Source organism: Streptomyces yatensis (assembly GCF_018069625.1).
Classification (GTDB): Bacteria; Actinomycetota; Actinomycetes; order Streptomycetales; family Streptomycetaceae; genus Streptomyces; species Streptomyces yatensis.
Window position 1 is genome coordinate 6,571,559 of the sequence record NZ_CP072941.1, and the last position, 24,695, is coordinate 6,596,253.

At 74.0% G+C, this 24,695-nt stretch carries 1 protein-coding gene; it reads left to right on the plus strand.

Annotation, left to right across the window (positions count from 1 at the left end; genetic code table 11):
* Positions 1–24,660 (plus strand): type I polyketide synthase, encoded by a 24,660-nt coding sequence (locus tag J8403_RS27695; RefSeq protein WP_246586011.1) that lies wholly within the window; start codon positions 1–3, stop codon positions 24,658–24,660.
* The last annotated feature ends 35 nt before the right edge of the window (positions 24,661–24,695 follow it).

The following is a 24,695-nucleotide window of genomic DNA, read 5'->3' on the forward strand; positions in this document are numbered from 1 at the left end:
GTGGATTTCACGCCCGAGCACACCGAAATGGGGGGCGCGAGCCCCCGAGGAGCGTCCCCGTGGCGGGACCGGCTCGCTGGGATTCCCGAGGCCGAGCGCGCCGAGGCCCTCACCGCCTGGGTCGGCGAGATCGTCGAGCAGGCCCTCAAGGACAAGGCGCCGGATGTCCTCGACCCCGAGCGCCCCTTCCTCGACCTGGGCTTCGACTCCCTCGCCACCGTTGATCTGCACGCCCGGCTGACCGCCGCCACCGGATTGCGGCTGCCGGTGACCCTCGCCTTCGACCACCCCACCCCCGCCGACCTCGCCCGCCATGTGCGCGCCGAACTGCTGGGCGAGAACGACGGCTCCGACGCGTCCCCGGCCGACGCCACAAGGGGCCCGATCGCCGCCGACGAGCCCATCGCCATTGTCGGAATGAGCTGCCGATTCCCCGGTTCGGTCGGCTCTCCCGAAGAACTCTGGGAAATCGTCGCGGGCGGAAAGGATGTCATCTCCGAATTCCCGGAGACCCGGGGCTGGGATCTCGCCGGGCTTTACGACCCCGACCCCGACAGGGCGGGCAGCAGCTATACCCGCGAAGGCGGATTCCTGCACGACGCCGATGAGTTCGATCCGGCGTTCTTCGGCATTTCGCCGCGCGAGGCCCTGGCGATGGACCCGCAGCAGCGGCTGCTGATGGAGACCTCCTGGGAGGTCTTCGAACGCGCCGGAATCGACCCCGCGACCCTCCGCGGCGGCCGGGCCGGTGTGTTCGTCGGCGCCGAGACCCAGGACTACGGCCCCCGGCTGCACGAGGCCGAGCAGGGCTTCGAGGGCTATCTCGTCACCGGCAACGCCGCCAGCGTCGCCTCCGGCCGGATCGCCTACACCTTCGGCTTCGAAGGCCCCACCGTCACCGTCGACACCGCGTGCTCCTCCTCCCTGGTCGCGCTCCACCTCGCCGTCCAGGCGCTGCGCGCGGGCGAGTGCACCATGGCGCTCGCCGGTGGTGCGGCCGTCATGGCCAACCCCGGCTCGTTCATCGCCTTCAGCCGCCAGCGCGGCCTCGCCGCCGACGGCCGCTGCAAGCCGTTCGCCGCCGCCGCCGACGGCACCGCCTGGGGCGAGGGCGTCGGCATGCTGCTCGTCGAACGGCTCTCGGACGCCCGGAAGAACGGCCACCGGGTCCTCGCCGTCGTCCGCGGCACCGCCATCAACCAGGACGGCGCCTCCAACGGCCTCACGGCCCCCAGCGGTCCCGCCCAGCAACGCGTCATCCGCCAGGCCCTCGCCAACGCCGGACTGTCGTCCGGTGACGTCGACGTCGTGGAGGCCCACGGCACCGGTACGACGCTGGGCGACCCCATCGAGGCCCAGGCGCTGCTCGCCACCTACGGCCAGGAGCGTGCGGCCGACCGGCCGCTGTGGCTCGGATCGCTCAAGTCCAACATCGGCCACACCCAGTCCGCGGCCGGTGTCGGCGGCATCATCAAGATGGTCATGGCGATGCGCCACGGCGTCCTGCCGCGCACCCTGCACATCGACGAGCCGACCCCGCATGTCGACTGGACCACCGGTGACATCGAGCTGCTGACCGAGGCACGGACGTGGCCGGAGAACGACCGCCCGCGCCGCGCGGGCATCTCCTCGTTCGGCATGAGCGGCACCAACGCCCACGCCATCATCGAACAGCCCCCGGCCGACGGCGAAGAGCGGAACGAGACCGAGGACCCCGACGGTGAGGGCTCCGCGGAACCCTCCGTCCTGCCCTGGACCCTGTCCGCGAAGACCACCGACGCCCTCCGCGGCCAGGCCGAGCGGCTGCACACGCTGCTGGAGGCCGACCCCGGGCTCGCCCTCACCGACATCGGCCACTCCCTGGCCACCACCCGCGCCACCTTCGAACAGCGCGCCGTGCTCCTGGCCGGCGACCGCGACGGCTTCCTCTCCGCCCTGCGCACCCTCGCCGAGGACGGCGACGGACCGACCGTCGTCCGCGGCGCCCCCGCCGCCGGAAAGCTCGCCCTGCTCTTCACCGGACAGGGCAGCCAGCGCCTCGCCATGGGCCGCGAGCTCTACGACGCCTACCCCGTCTTCGCCGAAGCCCTCGACGACGCCTGCTGGTACCTCGAGGAACAGCTCGAACACCCGCTGCTCGACGTGCTCTTCGCCGAGGAGGGCAGCCCCGAGGCCGCCCTCCTGGACCGCACCGACTACACCCAGCCCGCCCTGTTCGCCGTCGAGGTCGCGCTCTACCGCCTCGTCGAGTCCTGGGGACTGCGCCCCGAACTGCTCGCCGGACACTCCATCGGCGAACTCGCCGCCGCCCATGTGGCGGGTGTGCTGTCCCTGGAGGACGCCGCCGCGCTGGTGGCCGCGCGCGGCCGGCTGATGCAGGAGCTTCCGGCCGGTGGCGCGATGATCGCGGTGCAGGCGTCGGAGGACGAGGTGCTGCCGCTGCTCGCCGGATGCGAGGACCGGATCGGCATCGCCGCCGTCAACGGCCCCCACTCCGTCGTCGTCTCCGGCGAGGAGGACGCGGCGCTGGAGATCGCGGCGGCCTTCGAGGAGCGCGGCCGCAAGACCAAGCGGCTCACCGTCAGCCACGCCTTCCACTCCCCGCTGATGGACGGCATGCTCGCCGAATTCCGGCGCGTCGCCCAGGTGCTGGACTACGCACCGCCGCGCATCCCCGTGGTCTCCACCGTCACCGGGCGCGTCGCCACCGCCGAGGAGCTGTGCTCGCCCGAGTACTGGGTGCGCCATGTCCGCGAGGCCGTCCGCTTCCTGGACGGTGTGCGGACGCTGGCCGACAAGGGCGCCACCACCTTCCTGGAGCTCGGCCCCGACGCCGTGCTCACCGCCATGGCCCAGGACTGCCTGCCCGACGCCGACGGCACCGCCTACGCCGCCACGCTGCGCGGCGGGCGCCCCGAGGCCGAAACCCTGACCGCGGCCGTGGCGCTGGCCTACGTCCGGGGCAAGAAGGCCGACTGGGCCGCCCCGTACGCCACCACCGGCGCCCGCACGATCGACCTGCCCACCTACGCCTTCCAGCGCCAGCGGTACTGGCTCAACGCCCCGGCCCCGGCCCTGGCCGGACCGGCGGAGGCCGCCGCGTCGGGCTCGGCGGTCGATGGTCGGTTCTGGGATGTGGTGGAGCGCGGGGATGTGGCCGCGCTGGCGGCGGAGCTCGCGGTGGATCCGGGGGTGTCGCTGGGTGATGTGCTGCCTGCGTTGTCGTCGTGGCGGCGGCTGGAGTCGGTGCGTTCGACGGTGGACGGCTGGCGTTACCGGGTGGCGTGGAAGCCGGTGACGGAGCGGTCTTCGGCCGGGGTGCTGGGTGGCTGCTGGGTGGTCGTGGTCCCGGTGGACGGGGCCGAGGGTGTCTGGGCCACGGGTGTGGTGCGGACGCTGGCCGGGCGTGGTGTGGATGTGCGCGTGGTCGAGTCGGCTGCGGCGGACCGCGCCGGGATCGCGGATGAGCTGCGTACGGCCGTGGGCGACGCCCCGGTGACGGGTGTGGTGTCGCTTCTGGCCGTGGGCGAGGCCGCGGGCGAGGCGGATCTGCTGCGGACGGCCGCGTTGGTGCAGGCGTTGGGTGATGCGGGTGTGGGCGCGGCGCCGCTGTGGGTGGCGACGCGGGGTGCGGTGTCGGTGGGGCGTTCGGATGGTGGGGTGCGTCCGGGTCAGGCGTTGGTGTGGGGGCTCGGCCGGGTGGCGGCGTTGGAGCTGCCGGAGCGGTGGGGCGGTCTGGTCGATCTGCCGGAGTCGGTGGACGAGCGGGTGCTGGGGCGGCTGGCGGGTGTGCTGGCCGGGGCCGGTGGCGAGGATCAGGTCGCGGTGCGTGGCTCGGGCGTCTTCGGACGCCGGCTGGTGCGGGCGGCGGCGTCGGGGTCCGCAACGGGTTCGGCCACCGGTTCGGCCACCGGTTCGGCCTCCGAGGGCTCGTGGACACCGGGCGCCGGGTCGGTGCTGGTCACGGGTGGTACGGGCGCGCTGGGTGGGCAGCTGGCCCGCTGGCTGGTGGCGAACGGCGCCGAGCATGTGGTGCTCACCAGTCGTCGGGGGCTGGATGCCCCGGGTGCGGTGGAGCTGCGGGATGAGCTGGCGGCGTCGGGCGCTCGGGTGACCGTTGCCGCGTGTGATGTGGCGGACCGGGACGCGCTCGCGGAGCTGCTGGCCGGGCTGCCGGAAGACCTTCCGCTGACCGCCGTCGTCCATGCGGCCGGTGTGCTCGACGACGGCGTACTGGACTCGCTCACGCCCGAGCGGTTCGCCTCGGTGCTCCGGGCGAAGGCCGACGCCGCCCGCCATCTGGACGAGCTGACGCGCGGCCTGGACCTTTCGGCGTTCGTCCTCTTCTCCTCGATCACCGGGTCGGTGGGCGCCGCCGGGCAGGGCAACTACGCGGCGGCGAATGCCTACTTGGACGCGCTGGCCGAGCTGCGCCGCGCCGAGGGCCTGCCCGCCACCTCGATCGCCTGGGGCCCGTGGGCCGACTCCGGTATGGCCGGTGACGACGCCATGGAGCGGCGGATGCGCCGCGAGGGTATGCCGCCGATGGCGCCCGAATCCGCCGTCGCCGCGCTGCGGCAGGCGCTGGACCTCGATGACACCGCCGTGACGGTCGCGGACATCGACTGGGAGAACTTCGCCCGCACCCTCACCGCCGTACGGCCGAGCCCGCTGATCGCCGAGCTGGCGGCGGCGGAAGCCGGGCCGCGCGCCGCGACCGGCGCCGACACCGGACAGGTCGTCACCGACGCCGACTCCGCCACCCCGCTCGGCGAGCGCCTGCGCGGCCTTCCCAAGGCCGAACAGGACCGTGCGCTGCTGGAGTTGGTGCGGACGCAGGTCGCGTCGGTGCTGGGGCACGGCGGGGCCGAGGCGGTCGAGGCCGGACGTGCCTTCAAGGAGCTGGGCTTCGACTCGCTGGCCGCCATCGAGCTGCGCAACCGGCTGAACGCGGCGACCGGCCTGCGGCTGGCCGCCACGCTCATCTACGACTACCCGAACGCCACCGCCCTCGCGGACCACCTCCGCATGGAGCTGCTGGGCGCGGATGCTGCGGTGACCGGTGGCGTGGCCGCGCCTGCGGTCGCGGTGGCCGATGACCCGATCGCGATCGTGGCGATGAGCTGCCGTTTCCCGGGTGGGGTGCGCTCGCCCGAGGAGCTGTGGGAGCTGCTGACGGCGGGCGGGGACGCGATTGCGGAGTTCCCGTCGGACCGTGGTTGGGATCTGGCGGGGCTGTACGACCCGGACCCGGACCGTCCGGGCACGTCGTACGCGCGTGAGGGTGGTTTCCTCTACGACGTCGCCGACTTCGACGCCTCGTTCTTCGGGATCTCGCCGCGTGAGGCGCTCGCGATGGATCCGCAGCAGCGGCTGCTGCTGGAGACCTCCTGGGAGGCGTTCGAGCGCGCGGGCATCGACCCGGCCACGCTGCGCGGCAGCCGTACCGGTGTCTTCGCGGGCACCAACGGCCAGGACTACGCCGCCCTCGTCTCCACCCCGCCCGAGGGCCTGGAGGGCCACCTGGGCACGGGCAACGCGGCGAGCGTGGTGTCGGGGCGGGTGGCGTACACCTTCGGTCTCGAGGGCCCGGCGGTGACGGTGGACACGGCGTGTTCATCGTCGCTGGTGGCCCTGCACATGGCCGTTCAGGCGCTGCGCGGCGGCGAGTGCACGATGGCGCTCGCCGGTGGCGTCACGGTGATGTCCACGCCGGAGGCGTTCGTCGACTTCAGCCGTCAGCGCGGGCTGGCGGAGGACGGCCGGATCAAGGCGTTCGCGGCGGGTGCGGACGGCACCGGCTGGGGCGAGGGCGTCGGCATGCTGCTAGTCGAGCGGCTGTCGGACGCGGAGAAGAACGGCCACCCGGTGCTTGCGGTCGTGCGGGGCAGCGCGATCAACCAGGACGGTGCGTCGAACGGTCTGACGGCGCCGAACGGTCCGTCGCAGCAGCGGGTCATCCGGCAGGCGCTGGCCGGTGCGGGGCTGTCGGCCGGTGATGTGGATGTGGTCGAGGCGCACGGTACGGGGACGACGCTGGGCGACCCGATCGAGGCGCAGGCGCTGCTGGCTACGTACGGCCAGGAGCGGGATGGGGAGCGGCCGTTGTGGCTCGGCTCCATCAAGTCCAACATCGGTCATACGCAGGCGGCTGCCGGTGTCGCGGGCATCATCAAGATGGTGCTGGCGATGCGGCACGGTGTGCTGCCGCAGACGTTGCACGTGGACGCGCCGTCGCCGCATGTGGACTGGTCGGCGGGGGCCGTCTCGCTGCTGACGGAGCAGGTGGAGTGGCCGGAGACCGGCCGCCCGCGCCGCGCGGGTGTGTCGTCCTTCGGGCTCAGTGGCACCAACGCGCACACCATCATCGAGCAGGCCCCGGCCCCGGTCCTTCCGGCCGCGGCCGTGGAGCCCGCGCCGCGTGAACTGCCCGCGCTGCCGTGGCTGCTGTCGGCGAAGGACGGGCAGGCGCTGCACGCCCAGGCCGCACAGCTGGCCACCCATCTCCGCACCCACCCCGAACTGAGCGCGACGGACGTCGCCTTCTCGCTCGCCACCAGCCGCACCGCGCTGGAGCGGCGCGCGGCGCTCATCACCACCGACCGCGAGACGTTCCTCGCGGGCCTGGATGCCGTGGCTCGGGGCGAGTCCGCCTCGGGTGTGGTCGAGGGGGCGGTGGCCGAGGGCAAGGTGGCGTTCCTGTTCACGGGGCAGGGGAGTCAGTGGCTGGGGATGGGGCGTGAGTTGTACGACGCCTATCCGGTGTTCGCGGATGCGCTGGATGAGGTGTGTGCGCATCTGGATCTGTATCTGGAGCGGCCGCTGCGGGATGTGCTGTTCGGGGATGACGCGGACGTACTGGACCAGACCGGGTTCACTCAGCCTGCGTTGTTCGCGGTCGAGGTGGCGTTGTTCCGGCTGGTGGAGGCGTGGGGTCTGACGCCGGACTTCCTCTCCGGGCATTCGATCGGTGAGCTGGCCGCCGCGCATGTGGCGGGTGTGTTGTCGCTCGCGGACGCGGCGAAGCTGGTTGCTGCGCGTGGCCGTTTGATGCAGGAGCTTCCGGCCGGTGGCGCGATGATCGCGGTGCAGGCGGCGGAGGACGAGGTCGAGCCGCTGCTGACCGAGCGCGTCGGCATCGCCGCGCTGAACGGGCCGACGTCGGTCGTGATCGCCGGTGACGAGGACGAGGCTGTCGCGATTGCGGCCGGTTTCGAGGCGCAGGGCCGGAAGACCAAGCGCCTCACCGTCAGCCACGCGTTCCACTCGCCGCGTATGGATGGGATGTTGGACGCGTTCCGTGCGGTGGCCGAGGGACTGTCGTACGAGGCCCCGCGGATCCCGATCGTCTCCAACCTCACCGGTGCCGTCGTCTCCGCCGAGGAGATCACGACCGCTGACTTCTGGGTGCGCCACGTCCGCGAAGCCGTCCGTTTCCTCGATGGTGTGCGGACGTTGGAAGCGGAGGGCGTGACGACCTTCGTCGAGCTCGGCCCCGATGGCGTGCTCTCCGCGATGGCGCAGGAGTGCGTGACCGGCGACGAGGCCGCGTTCGCGACCGCGCTGCGGAAGGGGCGTGCGGAGGCCGAGTCGCTGACCGCCGCCCTCGCCCTGCTGCACGTCCGGGGCCGGTCCCTGGACTGGGGCGGCTACTTCGCGGGCACCGGTGCCCGACGGGTCGAGCTGCCGACGTACGCCTTCCAGCGCACGCGGTACTGGTGGGAGGAGACCCCGGCGGCGGAGGCCGCCGCGTCGGGCAGTGCCGTCGACGGGCGGTTCTGGGCTGCGGTGGAGCGCGGGGATGTGGCCGCGCTGGCGGCGGAGCTCGCGGTGGATCCGGGGGTGTCGCTGGGTGATGTGCTGCCTGCCTTGTCGTCGTGGCGGCGGCAGGAGTCGGTGCGTTCGACGGTGGACGGCTGGCGTTACCGGGTGGCGTGGAAGCCGGTGACGGAGCGGTCGCCGGTCGGGGTGCTGGGCGGCTGTTGGGTGGTCGTGGTGCCGGCCGGCGAGGCCGGGGGCGTGTGGGCCACGGGTGTGGTGCGGATGCTGGCCGGGCGTGGTGTGGATGTGCGCGTGGTCGAGTCGGCTGCGGCGGACCGCGCCGGGATCGCGGATGAGCTGCGTACGGCGGTCGTGGGCGGTTCGGTGGCGGGGGTGTTCTCCCTGCTGGCGGCGGTCGACGATGCGACGGGTCTGTTGCGGACGGCCGCGTTGGTGCAGGCGTTGGGTGATGCGGGTGTGGGTGCGCCGCTGTGGGTGGCGACGCGGGGTGCGGTGTCGGTGGGGCGTTCGGACGGTGTGGTGAGCCCGCACCAGGCCCTGGTGTGGGGGCTCGGCCGGGTGGCGGCGTTGGAGCTGCCCGAGCGCTGGGGCGGTCTGGTCGACCTTCCCGAGACGGCCGACGAGCGTGCGCTCGGGCGGCTGGCGGGTGTGCTGGCCGGGCTCGGCGGCGAGGACCAGGTCGCGGTGCGTGGCTCGGGCGTCTTCGGACGCCGGCTGACGGAGGCTTCCGGGGCCCGGACGTCGGACGACGAGGGCTGGCGGCCCTCGGGTTCGGTGCTGGTCACGGGTGGTACGGGCGCGCTGGGTGGGCAGCTGGCCCGCTGGCTGGTGGCGAACGGCGCCGAGCATGTGGTGCTCACCAGCCGCCGGGGGCTGGAGGCCCCGGGTGCGGTGGAGCTGCGGGATGAGCTGGCGGCGTCGGGCGCTCGGGTGACCGTTGCCGCGTGTGATGTGGCGGACCGGGACGCGCTCGCGGAGCTGCTGGCGGCTATACCGGCCGAGTTCCCGCTGACCGCCGTCGTGCACGCGGCCGGTGTGCTGGACGACGGCCTTGTGGACACGCTGGACGCCGAGCGCCTGGAGCGCGTGGTGCGCGCCAAGGCCACCTCCGCGCAGAACCTCCACGAGCTGACACGCGACCTGGACCTTACGGCGTTCGTGCTCTTCTCCTCGTTCGCCGGATCGGTGGGCGCCGCCGGACAGGGCAACTACGCGGCGGCGAACGCCTACTTGGACGCGCTGGCCGAACTGCGCCGCGCCGAGGGCCTGCCCGCCACCTCGATCGCCTGGGGCCCGTGGGCCGAGGGCGGCATGGCCGCCGACGAGGCGCTGGAGCGGCGGATGCGCCGCGACGGCGTGCCGCCCATGGCGCCCGAGTCGGCGCTCATCGCGCTGCGGCAGGCGCTGGACCTCGATGACACCGCCGTGACGGTCGCGGACATCGACTGGGACCGGTTCCTGGCCGAGTTCACCGCCGTACGGCCGAGCGCGCTGTTCGGCGAGGTGCGGGCCGCGCGTCCGGCGCCGGCCGCCGAGGGCGCGCCGCGCGCGGCCGCCACCGCCGGGAGCGGCACACTGGCGGAGCGGCTGTCCGGTCTGACGGAGAACGAGCGCGCACAGACGCTGCTGGAGCTGGTGCGGACGCAGGTCGCGTCGGTGCTGGGGCACGACGGGGCCGAGGCGGTCGAGGCCGGACGTGCCTTCAAGGAGCTGGGCTTCGACTCGCTCACCGCCGTCGAACTCCGCAACCGGCTGAACGCGGCCACCGCGCTGCGGCTGCCCGCCACGCTCGTCTACGACTACCCGAACGCCACCGCCCTGGCCGACCACCTCCGTACGGAGCTGCTGGGGGCGGATGCTGCGGTGACCGATGGCGTGGCCGCGCCTGCGGTCGCGGTGGCCGATGACCCGATCGCGATCGTGGCGATGAGCTGCCGTTTCCCGGGTGGGGTGCGCTCGCCCGAGGAGCTGTGGGAGCTGCTGACGGCCGGTGGCGACGCGATTGCGGAGTTCCCGTCGGACCGTGGTTGGGATCTGGCGGGGCTGTACGACCCGGACCCGGACCGTCCGGGCACGTCGTACGCGCGTGAGGGCGGTTTCCTCTACGACGTCGCCGACTTCGACGCCTCGTTCTTCGGGATCTCGCCGCGTGAGGCCCTGGCGATGGATCCGCAGCAGCGGCTGCTGCTGGAGACCTCCTGGGAGGCGTTCGAGCGCGCGGGCATCGACCCGGGCGCGCTGCGCGGTCAGCAGATCGGTGTCTTCGCCGGGACCAACGGCCAGGACTATCTGTCGCTGCTGATGCAGGCGCCCGAGGGCCTGGAGGGCCATCTGGGCACGGGCAACGCGGCGAGCGTGGTGTCGGGGCGGGTGGCGTACACCTTCGGTCTCGAGGGCCCGGCCGTCACGGTCGACACGGCCTGTTCGTCGTCGCTCGTGGCGCTGCATCTGGCGGTGCAGGCGCTGCGGCAGGGCGAGTGCACGATGGCGCTCGCGGGCGGCGTCACGGTGATGTCCACCCCCGAGAACTTCATCGACTTCAGCCGTCAGCGCGGACTGGCCGCCGACGGCCGGATCAAGGCGTTCGCGGCCGGGGCCGATGGCACCGGCTGGGGCGAGGGCGCGGGCATGCTGCTCGTGGAGCGGCTGTCGGACGCACGGCGCAACGGCCACCCGGTGCTTGCGGTGGTGCGGGGCAGCGCGATCAACCAGGACGGTGCGTCGAACGGTCTGACGGCGCCGAACGGTCCGTCGCAGCAGCGGGTCATCCGGCAGGCGCTGACCAGCGCCGGGCTGTCGACCGGCGATGTGGACGTCGTCGAGGCGCACGGCACCGGGACGACGCTGGGTGACCCGATCGAGGCGCAGGCGCTGCTGGCCACGTACGGCCAGGAGCGAGATGGGGACCGGCCGTTGTGGCTCGGCTCCATCAAGTCCAACATCGGTCATACGCAGGCCGCCGCCGGTGTCGCGGGCATCATCAAGATGGTGCTGGCGATGCGGCACGGTGTGCTGCCGCAGACGTTGCACGTGGACGCGCCGTCGCCGCATGTGGACTGGTCGGCGGGGGCCGTCTCGCTGCTGACGGAGCAGGTGGAGTGGCCGGAGGTCGGTCGTCCGCGCCGTGCCGGTATCTCCTCGTTCGGCATCAGTGGCACCAACGCGCACACCATCATCGAGCAGGCGCCGGACCCGGTTCCGGCTCTTCCGACCGCACCGGCGGCCGAGGCGCCCGAGCGGAACGGCCTCGACGGCCTCCTGCCGTTCGTCCTGTCGGCCAAGAACGCCGAGGCGCTGCGGGAGCAGGCCGCGCGGCTGCACACCCACCTCGCGTCGCGGCCGGATTCGGCGCCGCTCGACATCGCCCACGCCCTGGCCGTCGGCCGCGCCGCCCTGGAGCGGCGTGCGGTGCTGACCGTCGGCGACCGGGACGAGTTGCTGCGGTCGCTCGACGCCCTGGCCCAGGGTGAGTCCGCCTCGGGTGTGGTCGAGGGGGCGGTGGCCGAGGGCAAGGTGGCGTTCCTGTTCACGGGGCAGGGGAGTCAGCGGCTCGGTATGGGCCGTGAGTTGTACGACGCCTATCCGGTGTTCGCGGATGCGCTGGATGAGGTGTGTGCGCATCTGGATCTGTATCTGGAGCGGCCGCTGCGGGATGTGCTGTTCGGGGATGACGCGGACGTACTGGACCAGACCGGGTTCACTCAGCCCGCCTTGTTCGCGGTCGAGGTGGCGCTGTTCCGGCTGGTCGAGGCATGGGGTCTGACGCCGGACTTCCTCTCCGGGCATTCGATCGGTGAGCTGGCCGCCGCGCATGTGGCGGGTGTGCTCTCGCTCGCGGATGCGGCGAAGCTGGTTGCTGCGCGTGGTCGTCTGATGCAGGAGCTTCCGGCCGGTGGCGCGATGATCGCGGTGCAGGCGGCGGAGGACGAGGTCGAGCCGCTGCTGACCGAGCGCGTCGGCATCGCCGCGCTCAACGGGCCGACCTCCGTGGTCATCGCGGGTGACGAGGACGCGGCTCTGGAGATTGCCGCGTCGTTCGAGGCGCAGGGCCGGAAGACCAAGCGGCTCACCGTCAGCCACGCGTTCCACTCGCCGCGTATGGATGGGATGTTGGACGCGTTCCGTGCGGTGGCCGAGGGGCTGTCGTACGAGGCCCCGCGCATCCCGATCGTCTCCAACCTCACCGGTGCCGTCGTCTCCGCCGAGGAGATCACCAGCCCGGACTTCTGGGTGCGCCACGTCCGCGAGGCGGTCCGCTTCCTCGATGGCGTCCGCACGTTGGAAGCCCAGGGTGTGACGACCTTCGTCGAACTCGGCCCCGACGGCGTGCTCTCCGCGATGGCGCAGGAGTGCGTGACCGGCGAGGACACCGCCTTCGCCGCCGCGCTGCGCAAGGACCGCCCCGAGGCCGAGGCGCTGCTCTCGGCCGTCGCGCGGGCGCATGTCCGTGGGGTGACGCCGGACTGGGCGGCCGTCTTCGCCGGTGCGGGCGCCGCCCCCGTGGACCCGGCCGAGCTGGCTGTGTTGCCCACCTATCCCTTCCATCGACAGCGCTACTGGCCCAGCGCCGCCGCCCTCGCGGCGGGCGACCCCGAGTCGATCGGGCTGGGTGACATCGACCATCCGCTCCTCGGCGCGGCCGTCGCGCTCGCCGACGCCGATGGACTCCTGCTCACGGGTGTGCTCTCCATCCGTACGCACCCCTGGCTGGCCGACCACGCGGTCATGGGCACCGTGCTGCTGCCCGGTACGGCCTTCGTCGAGCTGGCCGGCGCCGCGGGCGCCCAGGTCGGCTGCGAGCGGCTGGACGAACTGACCCTGGAAGCCCCGCTCGTGCTGCCCGAGCACACCGGGGTGCGGGTGCAGCTCGTGGTGGACGGGCCGGATGAGTCCGGCCGCCGTTCCTTCAGCCTGCATTCGCGTCGGCAGGACGCGCTGGGGACCGAGCCGTGGACGCGCCACGCCACCGGTGTGCTCGCGCCCGGCGCCCGGATCGCCGCGTCCGGCGAGCCCGATGAGCTGGCCGTATGGCCGCCGCAGGATGCGACCCCGATCGCGGTCGAGGGGCTGTACGAGGAGCTGGCCGGGGCGGGTCTCGGCTACGGGCCGGTGTTCCAGGGGCTCAAGGGCGCCTGGCGGCTCGGCGAGAACCTCTACGCCGAGGTGGGCTTCCCCGAGGACGCGCCGCTGACGTCGGGCGCCGAGGCCGAGCGGTTCGGGCTGCACCCGGCCCTGCTGGATGCCGCGCTGCACGTCATCGGCCTCGACAGCGCCGACCGCGAGGCGGCGCTGGCCGAGGGCGCGCTGCTGCCGTTCGCCTGGAACGGCGTGCAGCTGCACGCGGCCGGGGCCGGTGCGCTCCGGGTGCGGCTGTCCGAGCGGCCGTCGAACGCGGTCTCGCTGCTGGTGGCCGACGGCACGGGCCGTCCGGTGGCCACGGTCGAGTCGGTGGCGCTGCGGGCGGCCTCCGCCGACCAGGTCCGCGCGGCGCGCGGCGGGCTGCACGAGTCGCTGTTCCGGCTGGACTGGACGGCGGTTCCGGCGCCCGCGACCGGCGCGGCCACGGGCGACTGGGCGGTGCTCGGCGCCGATGCCGGTCAATTGGCTGCGTTGGAGGGCGCGTTCGGGCCGGGGATCCGGCTCGCCGCGTACCGCGATCTGTCGGTGCTGCGGGCGGCGGTGGACGCCGGGGCGTCCGCGCCCGACACCGTCCTGCTGGCCGGTGCCGCTGTGGGTGAGGGCGCGGCGGCCGTGTACGAGGCCACGCAGACCACCCTCGCCCTGCTCCAGGAGTGGCTGGCCGATGAGCGGTTCGCCGCGTCGCGGCTGGTGCTGCTGACCCGGGGCGCGGTGGAGACCGCGCCGGGGGCGGGCGTGGCGGATCTGCCGTACGCCGCCGTGCGCGGGCTGTTCCGCTCCGCGCAGTCGGAGAACCCCGGCCGCCTGGTGCTGTTGGACGTGGACGGCGAGGAGGGCTCGTACCGTACGGTGCCCGCCGCGCTCGGCGTGGACGAGGCGGAGCTGGCGCTGCGCGCGGGCGTGGCGCTCGCGCCCCGGCTGGCCCGGGTGCCGGTCACCGAGAACACCGCTGTCACCGCTGCCACCGACGCGGGTACCGCCACCGACGCGGGTACCGCCACCGACACGGGTACCGCCGCCGCCCCGTCGTACGACCCCGACGGCACCGTACTGATCACCGGCGCCACCGGGACCCTCGGCGGTCTCTTCGCCCGCCACCTCGTCTCCGCCCACGGCGTACGGCGGCTCCTGCTGGTCAGCCGGCGTGGCGCCGATGCCGACGGCGCCGGGGAGCTGGCAGCCGACCTCACGGCGGCCGGTGCCACCGTGACCTGGGCGGCCTGCGATGTGGCCGACCGCGACGCGCTCGCCGCGACCCTGGCCGCCCTCCCGGCCGAGCATCCGCTGACCGCCGTGGTGCACACGGCGGGTGTCCTGGACGACGGCATCCTGGGCTCGCTGACGCCCGAGCGCATAACCCGCGTCATGCGCCCGAAGGTGGACGCGGCGCTCAACCTGCACGAGCTGACCCGTGACCACGAGCTGTCCGCGTTCGTGCTGTTCTCCGGTGCCGCCGCCGTGTTCGGCGCGCCCGGACAGGCGAGCTACGCCGCCGCCAACTCCTTCCTGGAGGCGCTGGCCCAGCACCGCGTGGCCCAGGGGCTTCCGGCCACCGCGCTGGCCTGGGGCCTGTGGGGCGGTGCGGGCATGGGCAGCGGTCTCGACGAGGTCGATCTGCGGCGCATCGCGCGCGGTGGGGTCGCCCCGATCGCCGCCGACGAGGGGCTCGCGCTCTTCGACGCGGCCCGCGCCGACGGCGCCGCCGTGCTCTTCCCGATGCGGCTCGACTACGCGGGGCTGCGCACCGAGGCCACGGCGACCGGCACCGTCCCGGCGCTGTTCCGCGGCCTGGTGCGGACCCCGGTCCGGCGGGCCGCCGCCGCGACCGTCACCGCCGACGGCTCCTCGCTCGCCCGGCGGCTGGCCGGGCTCGCCCGGCCCGAACAGGAGCGTGAGCTGCTGGAGTTGGTGTGCGGCCGGGTCGCCGCGGTGCTCGGTTACGCGGGCCCGGACGCGGTCGAGGCCGGGCGGGCGTTCAAGGAGCTGGGCTTCGACTCGCTCACCGCCGTCGAACTCCGCAACGACCTCAAGACCGTCACCGGGCTGCGGCTCCCGGCCACGCTCGTCTTCGACTACCCGACCCCCACCGCCCTGGCCGGTCATCTGCGCGAGGAGCTGCTGGGCGCCGAGGAGACCACGGCGCCGCTCGTCCCCGTGCGGACCGGCGCGGCCCCGGCGGTCGACGACGACCCGATCGTCATCGTCGGCATGAGCTGCCGTTTCCCCGGCGGGGTGCGCACCCCGGAGGAGCTGTGGGAGCTGGTCGCCACCGGTGGCGACGGCATCTCCGGCTTCCCCGTGGACCGTGGCTGGGATCTCGACGGTCTGTACCACCCGGACCCCGACCACGCGGGCACCTCGTACACCCGCGAGGGCGGCTTCCTGCACGACGCGGCCGACTTCGACCCGGACTTCTTCGGCATCTCGCCGCGTGAGGCACTGGCGATGGACCCGCAGCAGCGGCTGCTGCTGGAGACGTCGTGGGAGGCGTTCGAGCGCGCGGGCATCGACCCGGCGACCGTGCGGGGCAGCAAGACCGGCGTGTTCGCGGGCGTCATGTACCACGACTACGTGACGGGGCTGGATGGCATCCCCGACGGTGTCGAGGGCTACATCGGCACCGGCAACGCGGGCTCCATCGCCTCGGGCCGGGTGGCCTACACCTTCGGTCTGGAGGGCCCGGCGGTCACGGTCGACACGGCGTGTTCGTCGTCGCTGGTGGCCCTGCACTGGGCGATCCAGGCGCTGCGCGCGGGCGAGTGCACCATGGCGCTGGCCGGTGGTGTGGCGGTCATGGCCACCCCCGAGACGTTCATCGACTTCAGCCGTCAGCGCGGCCTGGCCACGGACGGCCGGTGCAAATCGTTCGCGGCGTCGGCGGACGGCACGGGCTGGGCCGAGGGCGCGGGCATGCTGCTCGTGGAGCGCCTGTCGGACGCTCGCCGCAACGGCCACCCGGTGCTGGCCGTCGTGCGAGGCTCGGCGATCAACCAGGACGGTGCGTCGAACGGTCTGACGGCGCCCAACGGTCCGTCTCAGCAGCGCGTCATCCGGCAGGCGCTGGCCGCCGCCGGGCTGTCGACCGGCGATGTGGACGTCGTCGAGGCACATGGCACGGGTACGACGCTGGGTGACCCGATCGAGGCGCAGGCGCTGCTGGCCACGTACGGCCAGGAGCGGGATGGGAACCGGCCGTTGTGGCTGGGCTCCATCAAGTCCAACATCGGTCATACGCAGGCCGCCGCCGGTGTCGCGGGCATCATCAAGATGGTGCTGGCGATGCGCCACGGTGTGCTACCGCAGACACTGCACGTGGACGCGCCCTCGGCCAACGTCGACTGGGAGGACGGCGCGGTCGCGCTGCTCACCGAGCGGATGGAGTGGCCGGAGACCGGCCGTCCGCGCCGCGCCGGTGTGTCGTCGTTCGGCATCAGCGGCACCAACGCGCACACCATCATCGAGCAGCCGCCGGCCACCGAGGACCATGAGGCGGGGGCGGCGCTGCCCGCCGCCGTACCGCCGGTGCTGCCGTGGCCGCTGTCGGCCGTGGGCCGGGACGCCCTGCGCGACCAGGCCCGCCTGCTACGCGACCGGCTGCGTTCGGCCGACTCCGCTGACGAGGACGTGGACCTGGCCGCCATCGGCTACACCCTGGCCGCCGGGCGCACCACCTTCGAGAACCGCGCGGTGCTGGTGGCCGACGGCCACGAGGGCTTCCTGCGCGCCCTGGAGGCCCTGGCCTCCGGCGAACCGGCCACGGGCCTGGTGCAGGGCTCGCCGGTGGCCGGGAAGCTGGCCTTCCTGTTCACGGGGCAGGGGAGCCAGCGGCTGGGGATGGGGCGTGAGCTGTACGACGCCTATCCGGTGTTCGCGGAGGCGCTGGACGAGGTGTGTGCCCACCTGGACGCGCATCTGGAGCGGCCGCTGCGGGAGGTGCTGTTCGGCGACGACGCCACGACTCTGGACCGGACCGGTTTCACCCAGCCCGCGCTGTTCGCGGTCGAGGTGGCGCTGTTCCGGCTGGTCGAGGCGTGGGGGCTGCGGCCCGACTTCCTCTCCGGGCATTCGATCGGTGAGCTGGCCGCCGCGCATGTGGCGGGTGTGCTGTCCCTCGCGGACGCGGCGAAGCTGGTGGCCGCGCGTGGCCGTCTGATGCAGGAGCTGCCTGCCGGTGGCGCGATGATCGCCGTCCAGGCGTCCGAGGACGAGGTCACACCGCTGCTCAACGAGCGCGTGTCGATCGCCGCGCTCAACGGGCCCACTTCGGTCGTCATCGCGGGTGATGAGGACGCGGCTGTCTCGATCGCGGCGACCTTCGAGGCCCAGGGCCGTAAGACCAAGCGCCTTACCGTCAGCCACGCGTTCCACTCGCCGCGTATGGACGGCATGTTGGACGCGTTCCGCGAGGTCGCGGAGGGGCTGACCTACGAGGCCCCGCGCATTCCGATCGTCTCCAACCTCACCGGTGCCGTCGTCTCCGCCGAGGAGATCACGAGCCCCGACTTCTGGGTGCGCCACGTCCGCGAGGCCGTCCGTTTCCTCGATGGCATCCGCACCCTCGAAACCCACGGCGTCACCACCTACCTCGAACTCGGCCCCGACGGTGTGCTGTCCGCCATGGGCCAGGACTGCCTCGCCGAGGGCGACGCGGCTGCGGCCTTCGTCGCCGCCCTGCGCGGTGGCCGCTCCGAGGCCGAGACCGTCACCACCGCTCTCGCCGCGCTGCAGGTCCGGGGCGTGGCCCCGGACTGGGAGGCGTTCTACGCCGGAACCGGTGCGCGGCGCGTGGAGTTGCCGACGTACGCGTTCCAGCGGCGGCGCTACTGGCTGGACGTGCGGACCTCCGCCGCCACCCCCGACGCCACGGCTCAGGACGCGGTCGACGCCCGCTTCTGGGAGGCCGTCGAGCGCGCGGATCTGGCCTCGCTCGCCGAGACCCTGAATCTCGGCACCGAGGACAACGGCGCGCTGGAGGCCCTGCTGCCCTCGCTGTCGTCGTGGCGGCGGCAGCGGTCGGAGCGTTCGACGGTGGACGGCTGGCGCTACCGGGTGTCGTGGAAGCCGGTCACCGACCGCTCCGCCGCGTCCCCGAGCGGCCGTTGGCTCGTGGTGGTACCGGCCGAGGCGGCCGAGGACGCCTGGGTCGCGGGTGCCGTACGGATGCTGAACGAGCGCGGTGCCGACGTACGCCGCGTCGAGCTGACCGCCGACGACTTCGACCGCGCCGCGGTGGCCGAGCGGCTGACCGGGGTCGTCGGCGACGAGCCCGTGACCGGTGGCGTGCTGTCCCTGCTGGGCCTCGCGGACGGTCCGGCTCTTGCGGACGGTCCGGCTTCCGCCGACGGCGACGCGCTGCTGCGGACGGTCGCGCTGACGCAGGCCCTGGGCGACGCGGGCATCGGCGCGCCGCTGTGGGTGGCCACGCGGGGCGCGGTGGCCGTGGGCCGTTCGGACGGTGCGGTCAGCCCCGAGGCGGCGCGGCTGTGGGGTCTGGGCCGAGTGGCCGCGCTGGAGCTGCCCGGGCGCTGGGGCGGTCTGGTCGACCTCCCGGAGACCGCCGACGAGCGTGCGCTGGGGCGCCTGGCCGAGGTGCTGGCCGGTGCCGGTTCCGGTGGCGGTGTCGGTGCCGGTGCCGGTGGCGAGGACCAGGTCGCGGTGCGGGCGTCGGGCGTGTTCGGACGCCGGCTCGTACGCGCCACCGCCTCCTCCGGCGACCCATGGACGCCGGGCGCCGGAACGACCCTGGTCACCGGCGGTACGGGCGCGCTGGGCGCGCAGGTGGCCCGCTGGCTGGTCGCGGGCGGCGCCGAGCATGTGCTGCTCACCAGCCGCCGTGGTACCGACGCCCCCGGCGCCGTGGAGCTGCGCGATGAACTGGCCGCCTCCGGCGCCCGGGTGACCGTCGCCGCGTGCGACGTATCCGACCGGGACGCGCTCGCGCGGCTCCTCGCCGACATCCCGGCCGAGCTGCCGCTGACCGCCGTGGTGCACACGGCGGGCGTCCTGGACGACGGCGTACTGGACTCGCTCACCCCCGAGCGCTTCACCTCCGTCCTGCGCGCCAAGGCGGCCGCCGCGGCTCATCTGGATGAGCTGACGCGCGACCGGGAGCTGTCGGCCTTCGTGCTGTTCTCCTCGATCAGCGGCACGTTCGGCGCCGCTGGCCAGGGCAACTACGCCGCCGCCAACGCCTATCTGGACGCGCTGGCCGAGCGGCGCCGCGCCGAGGGCCTGCCCGCCACCTCGATCGCCTGGGGCCCGTGGGCCGAGGGCGGCATGGCGACGGACGGGGCGCTGGAGCAGCGTCTGCGCCGGGGCGGACTGCCGCCGATGGACGCCGAGTTGGCGATGGGCGCGCTCCAGCGGGCCCTCGACCTCGACGACACCGTGGTCACCGTCGCGGACATCGACTGGGACCGGTTCGCACCGGACTTCACCGCCGCCCGGCCCAGCCGCCTGTTCACGGAGCTCCCGGAGACCCGCGCGACGGCGGAGGACACCGCCACCGAGAGCGCGGCCGACGGCTCCTCGCTCGCCGCCCGGCTGGCCGGGCTGGGCGAGGCGGAGCGGGACCGGCTGCTGCTGGACCTGGTCCGTACGCAGGTGGCCGCGGTGCTCGGACACGACGGTTCGGAGTCCATCGCCGCCGACCGCGCCTTCGGTGAGCTGGGCTTCGACTCGCTGACCGCCGTCGAGCTGCGCAACCGGCTCGGCGCCGCCAGCGGTGTCCAGCTCCCCGCGACCCTGGTCTTCGACTACCCGACGGCCGCCGCCCTCGCGGACTATCTGCGCGGCGAGCTCATCACGACGGACACCACCACCGCCGGGGCCTTGCGGCCCGCGGCCATGACGGCGCCGGTCGATGACGACCCGATCGCGATCGTCGCGATGAGCTGCCGCTTCCCGGGTGGTGTCCGCACCCCCGAGGAGCTGTGGCAGCTGCTCACCGCGGGCGGGGACGCGATCGCCGAGTTCCCGGCCGACCGCGGCTGGGACCTGGACGCGCTGTACGACCCGGACCCCGACCGGCGGGGGACCTTCTACGCACGCGAGGGCGGTTTCCTCTACGACGCGGGCCACTTCGACGCCCCGTTCTTCGGGATCTCGCCCCGTGAGGCCCTGGCCATGGACCCGCAGCAGCGGCTGCTGCTGGAGACCTCGTGGGAGGCGTTCGAGCGCGCGGGCATCGACCCGGCGACGCTGCGCGGCACCTCCGCCGGTGTCTTCGTCGGCTCCAACGGACAGGACTACGACGCCTCGCTGCACACCGTCCCCGAGGAGGTCGAGGGCTACCTGGGCACGGGCAACGCGGCCAGCGTGGTCTCCGGCCGGCTCGCGTACACCTTCGGTCTGGAGGGTCCCGCGGTCACCGTCGACACGGCCTGCTCGTCGTCGCTGGTGGCGCTGCACTGGGCGATCCAGGCGCTGCGCCAGGGCGAGTGCTCGCTCGCGCTCGCGGGCGGTGTGACGGTCATGTCCAGCCCCGGCGCGTACATCGAGTTCAGCCGGCAGCGCGGGCTGGCTCCGGACGGCCGCTGCAAGGCGTTCGCGGCCGGTGCGGACGGCACCGGCTGGGGCGAGGGCGTGGGCATGCTCCTGGTGGAGCGGCTGTCGGACGCGCGGCGCAACGGCCATCCGGTGCTGGCGATCGTCCGTGGCTCCGCCATCAACCAGGACGGCGCCTCCAACGGTCTCACCGCGCCCAACGGCCCCGCCCAGCAGCGCGTCATCCGCCAGGCCCTGGCCGCCGCGGGCCTGACCGCCGCCGAGGTGGACGCGGTCGAGGCCCATGGCACCGGCACCCGGCTCGGCGACCCGATCGAGGCCCAGGCGCTGCTGGCCACCTACGGCCAGGAGCGGGACGCGGACCGGCCGCTGTGGCTGGGCGCCATCAAGTCCAACATCGGTCACACCCAGGCCGCCGCCGGTGTCGCGGGCATCATCAAGATGGTGCTGGCGATGCGGCACGGTGTGCTGCCGCGCACCCTGCACGTGGACGAGCCGTCGCCGCACGTGGACTGGTCGGCGGGCGCGGTGTCGCTGCTCACCGAGCAGGTGGAGTGGCCGGAGACCGGCCGTCCGCGCCGTGCGGGCGTCTCCTCGTTCGGCTTCAGCGGCACCAACGCCCATACGGTTCTGGAGCAGGCCCCGGTCCACGACGAGCCGGTCGACAGCACACCGCGAAGCCCCCTCGTCCGGCCCGATGTGGTGGCCTGGCCGCTGTCGGCCAAGGGCGAGGACGCGCTGCGGGCCCAGGCCGAGCGGCTGCGCGCCCACCTCGAGGCCGACACGGCGCTCGGCGCGGTGGACGTGGCGTACTCCCTGGCCACCACCAGGTCCGCCCTGGAGCACCGTGCGGTGGTCCTCGGCCCGGACCGGGACCGGCTGCTCGCGGGCCTCACCGCCCTGGCGCGCGGCGAGTCCGCCGCCCAGCTGATCCGGGGCGTGCCCGCCGAGGGCCGCACCGCCGTGCTCTTCACCGGGCAGGGCAGCCAGCGGCTGGGTATGGGCCGTGAGCTGTACGAGGCCAGCCCGGTCTTCGCGGAGGCGCTGGACGCGGTCTGCGCCGAACTGGACCGGCACCTCGAACGGCCGCTGTACGACGTGCTGTTCGGGGACGACAAGGAGTCGCTGGACCGGACCGGCTTCACCCAGCCCGCACTGTTCGCGATCGAGGTTGCGCTGTTCCGGCTGGCCGAGGCCGCCGGGCTGCGGCCGGAGGTCCTGGCCGGGCACTCCATCGGCGAGCTGGCCGCGGCGCACGTGGCCGGGGTGCTGTCGCTGGAGGACGCCGCCGCACTGGTGGCCGCGCGCGGCCGGCTGATGCAGCGACTGCCCGCCGGTGGCGCGATGATCGCGCTGCAGGCGGCGGAGGACGAGGTCGAGCCGCTGCTGACCGAGCGCGTCGGCATCGCCGCGCTCAACGGGCCGACCTCGGTGGTCATCGCGGGTGACGAGGACGCGGCGCTGGAGATCGCGGCGTCGTTCGAGGCGCGCGGCCGCAAGACCAAGCGGCTCACCGTGAGCCACGCCTTCCACTCCCCGCTGATGGACGGCATGCTCGCCGACTTCCGCAAGGTCGCCGAGGGGCTGACGTACCGCGCGCCGCGCATCCCGATCGTCTCCACGGTCACCGGGCAGCCGGTCGCCGACGAGCTGGGCATGGCCGCCGACTACTGGGTGCGCCATGTCCGCCATGCCGTCCGCTTCCTCGACGGTGTGCGCGCCCTGGAGGCCCAGGGCGTCACCACCTACGTCGAACTCGGCCCGGACGGGGTGCTGTCCGCGATGGCGCAGGACTGCGTCACGGCCGGAGGCGACGGCGCCCACGAGGTGGCCTTCGTGCCCGTGCTGCGCGCCGGGCGCCCCGAGACGGAGACGCTGACCGCCGCCCTCGCCACGCTGCATGTGCGGGGCGCGGCCGTGGACTGGGAGGCGCTGTTCGCCGGGACCGGCGCCCACCGCGTCGAACTGCCCACGTACGCCTTCCAGCGGCGGCGTTACTGGCTGGACGGCACTCCGCGCCAGGTGTCCGGCGAGGCGGCCACGGCCGTCGACACGGCCGGTGCCCGGTTCTGGGAGGCCGTCGAGAGCGACGACCTCGCCTCGCTGTCGGACGCCGTGGGCATCGACGTGGACCAGCCGCTCAGCGCGCTGCTCCCGGCGCTGTCCGCGTGGCGGCGCCGCGAACGCGAGCAGTCCGCGCTCGACGGCCGGCGCTACCGCGTCACCTGGAAGCCGCTGGAGGAGCCGCGGCTCGCCGCCGCCCCCGGCGTCTGGCTGGTCGCCGAACCGGCCGCGGCCGCGGGCCGCGCCGAGACCGTACGGAGCGTCGTGGCCGCGCTGGCCGACCGGGGCGCCGACATCCGGCGTATCGGCGTCACCCCGGCCGACGGCGGGGACCTCGACCGGGACGCGCTGGCCGACCGGATCCGCAAGGCGGCGGCCGACGAACCCGTGCACGGCGTGCTGTCGCTGCTCGCGCTGGACGAGCGCCCGCACCCCGACCACCCCGCCGTGGCCACCGGGCTGCTGCGCACCGGAGTGCTGGTGCAGGCGCTCGGGGACGCGGGCCTGGCCGCCCCGCTGTGGTGCGCCACCACCGGCGCCGTCTCCACCGCCGCCTCGGAACCGGTCGGCAGCGCCGCACAGGCGCAGCTCTGGGGCCTGGGCCGGGTGGTGGCGCTGGAGCACCCGGAGCGCTGGGGCGGTCTGATCGACCTGCCCGCGACGCTCGACGAACGGGCCGCCGACCGCCTGGCCGGTGTGCTCGGCGGACACGGCGACGACCACGAGGACCAGCTGGCGATCCGTACGGCAGGAATCCTGGCCCGCCGCCTCGCCCACGCCGAGTCCACCCCGGCCACCGGCACCCCCTGGCGGCCGCGGGGCACGGTCCTGGTCACCGGCGGCACCGGCGCGCTGGGCGCCCATGTGGCCCGCTGGCTGGCGGAGAACGGCGCCGAGCATCTGGTGCTCACCAGCCGCCGGGGCCCCGACGCCCCCGGCGCCACCGAGCTGCGCGAAGAACTCGCCGCCGTCGGCGCCCGGGTGACCGTCGCCGCCTGCGACGTCACCGACCGGGACGCGGTCGCCGGACTGCTGGCCCGGATCCGTGACGAACACCCGGTCCACCCGCTCACCGCCGTCGTCCACACGGCGGGCGCCGGGCAGTTCGCACCGCTCGCGGAGACCACCCCGGCCGATGTCGCCGATGTGGTCGCCGCCAAGGTCGCGGGCGCGGCCCATCTGGACGCGCTGCTCGGCGACACCGAGCTGGACGCCTTCGTGCTCTTCTCCTCCATCGCCGCGGTGTGGGGCAGTGGCGGCCAGAGCGCCTACGCGGCCGGAAACGCCTTCCTCGACGCGCTGGCCGAACAGCGCCGGGCCCGCGGTCTCACCGCCACCTCCGTGGCCTGGGGCCCGTGGGCGGACGGCGGACTCGTCACCGACGACGAGGCGGCCGAGCACCTGCGCCGCCGCGGCCTGCCGGTGATGGCCCCGCACTCCGCCATCGCCGCACTCCAGCAGGCGCTGGACCGGAACGAGACCGTGGTGACGGTCGCCGACGTCGACTGGGACCGCTTCGCCCCCACCTTCACGGCGGCCCGCCCCAGCCCGCTCATCGCCGAGCTGCCCGAGGTCCGCGCCGCCCTGGCACCGGACCCGGCGGAGGGCGCGGACGGCGGCACGGCCGAGGCATCGGCGGAGTCCCTGCGGCAGCGGCTCACCGGGCTCACCGGGTCCGAGGCCGACAAGGTCCTGCTCGACCTCGTCCGTACGGAGGTCGCCGCCGTCCTCGGACACGACGACACCACGGCCGTCCAGGCGGGCCGGGCCTTCAAGGAGCTGGGCTTCGACTCCCTCACCGCCGTCGAACTCCGCAACCGGCTCAACGCGGCCACCGGGCTCCAGCTCACCGCCACCCTGGTCTTCGACCACCCGACCCCCGGCGCGCTCGCCGATGTGCTGCGCGCCGACCTCCTCGGCGAGGACACCACCCCCGAACTCCCGGCCCTCGCCGAAATCGACAAGCTGGAATTCACCCTTTCCCACGTCTCCGACGACGCGACGGAACGCGAACGGGTCACCGCACGACTCGAAGCGCTGCTGCGGACATGGAACGAGACCGAGAGCGCGGCGGGCGCCGACGGCGGCGAGGACGATGAACTCGCCCTCGACGCCGCCTCCGCCGAAGACATCTTCGACATCATCAACAATGAATTCGGAAGGTCCTGACGTGATGACCGCCCACAATTCAACTGACCTCAGGA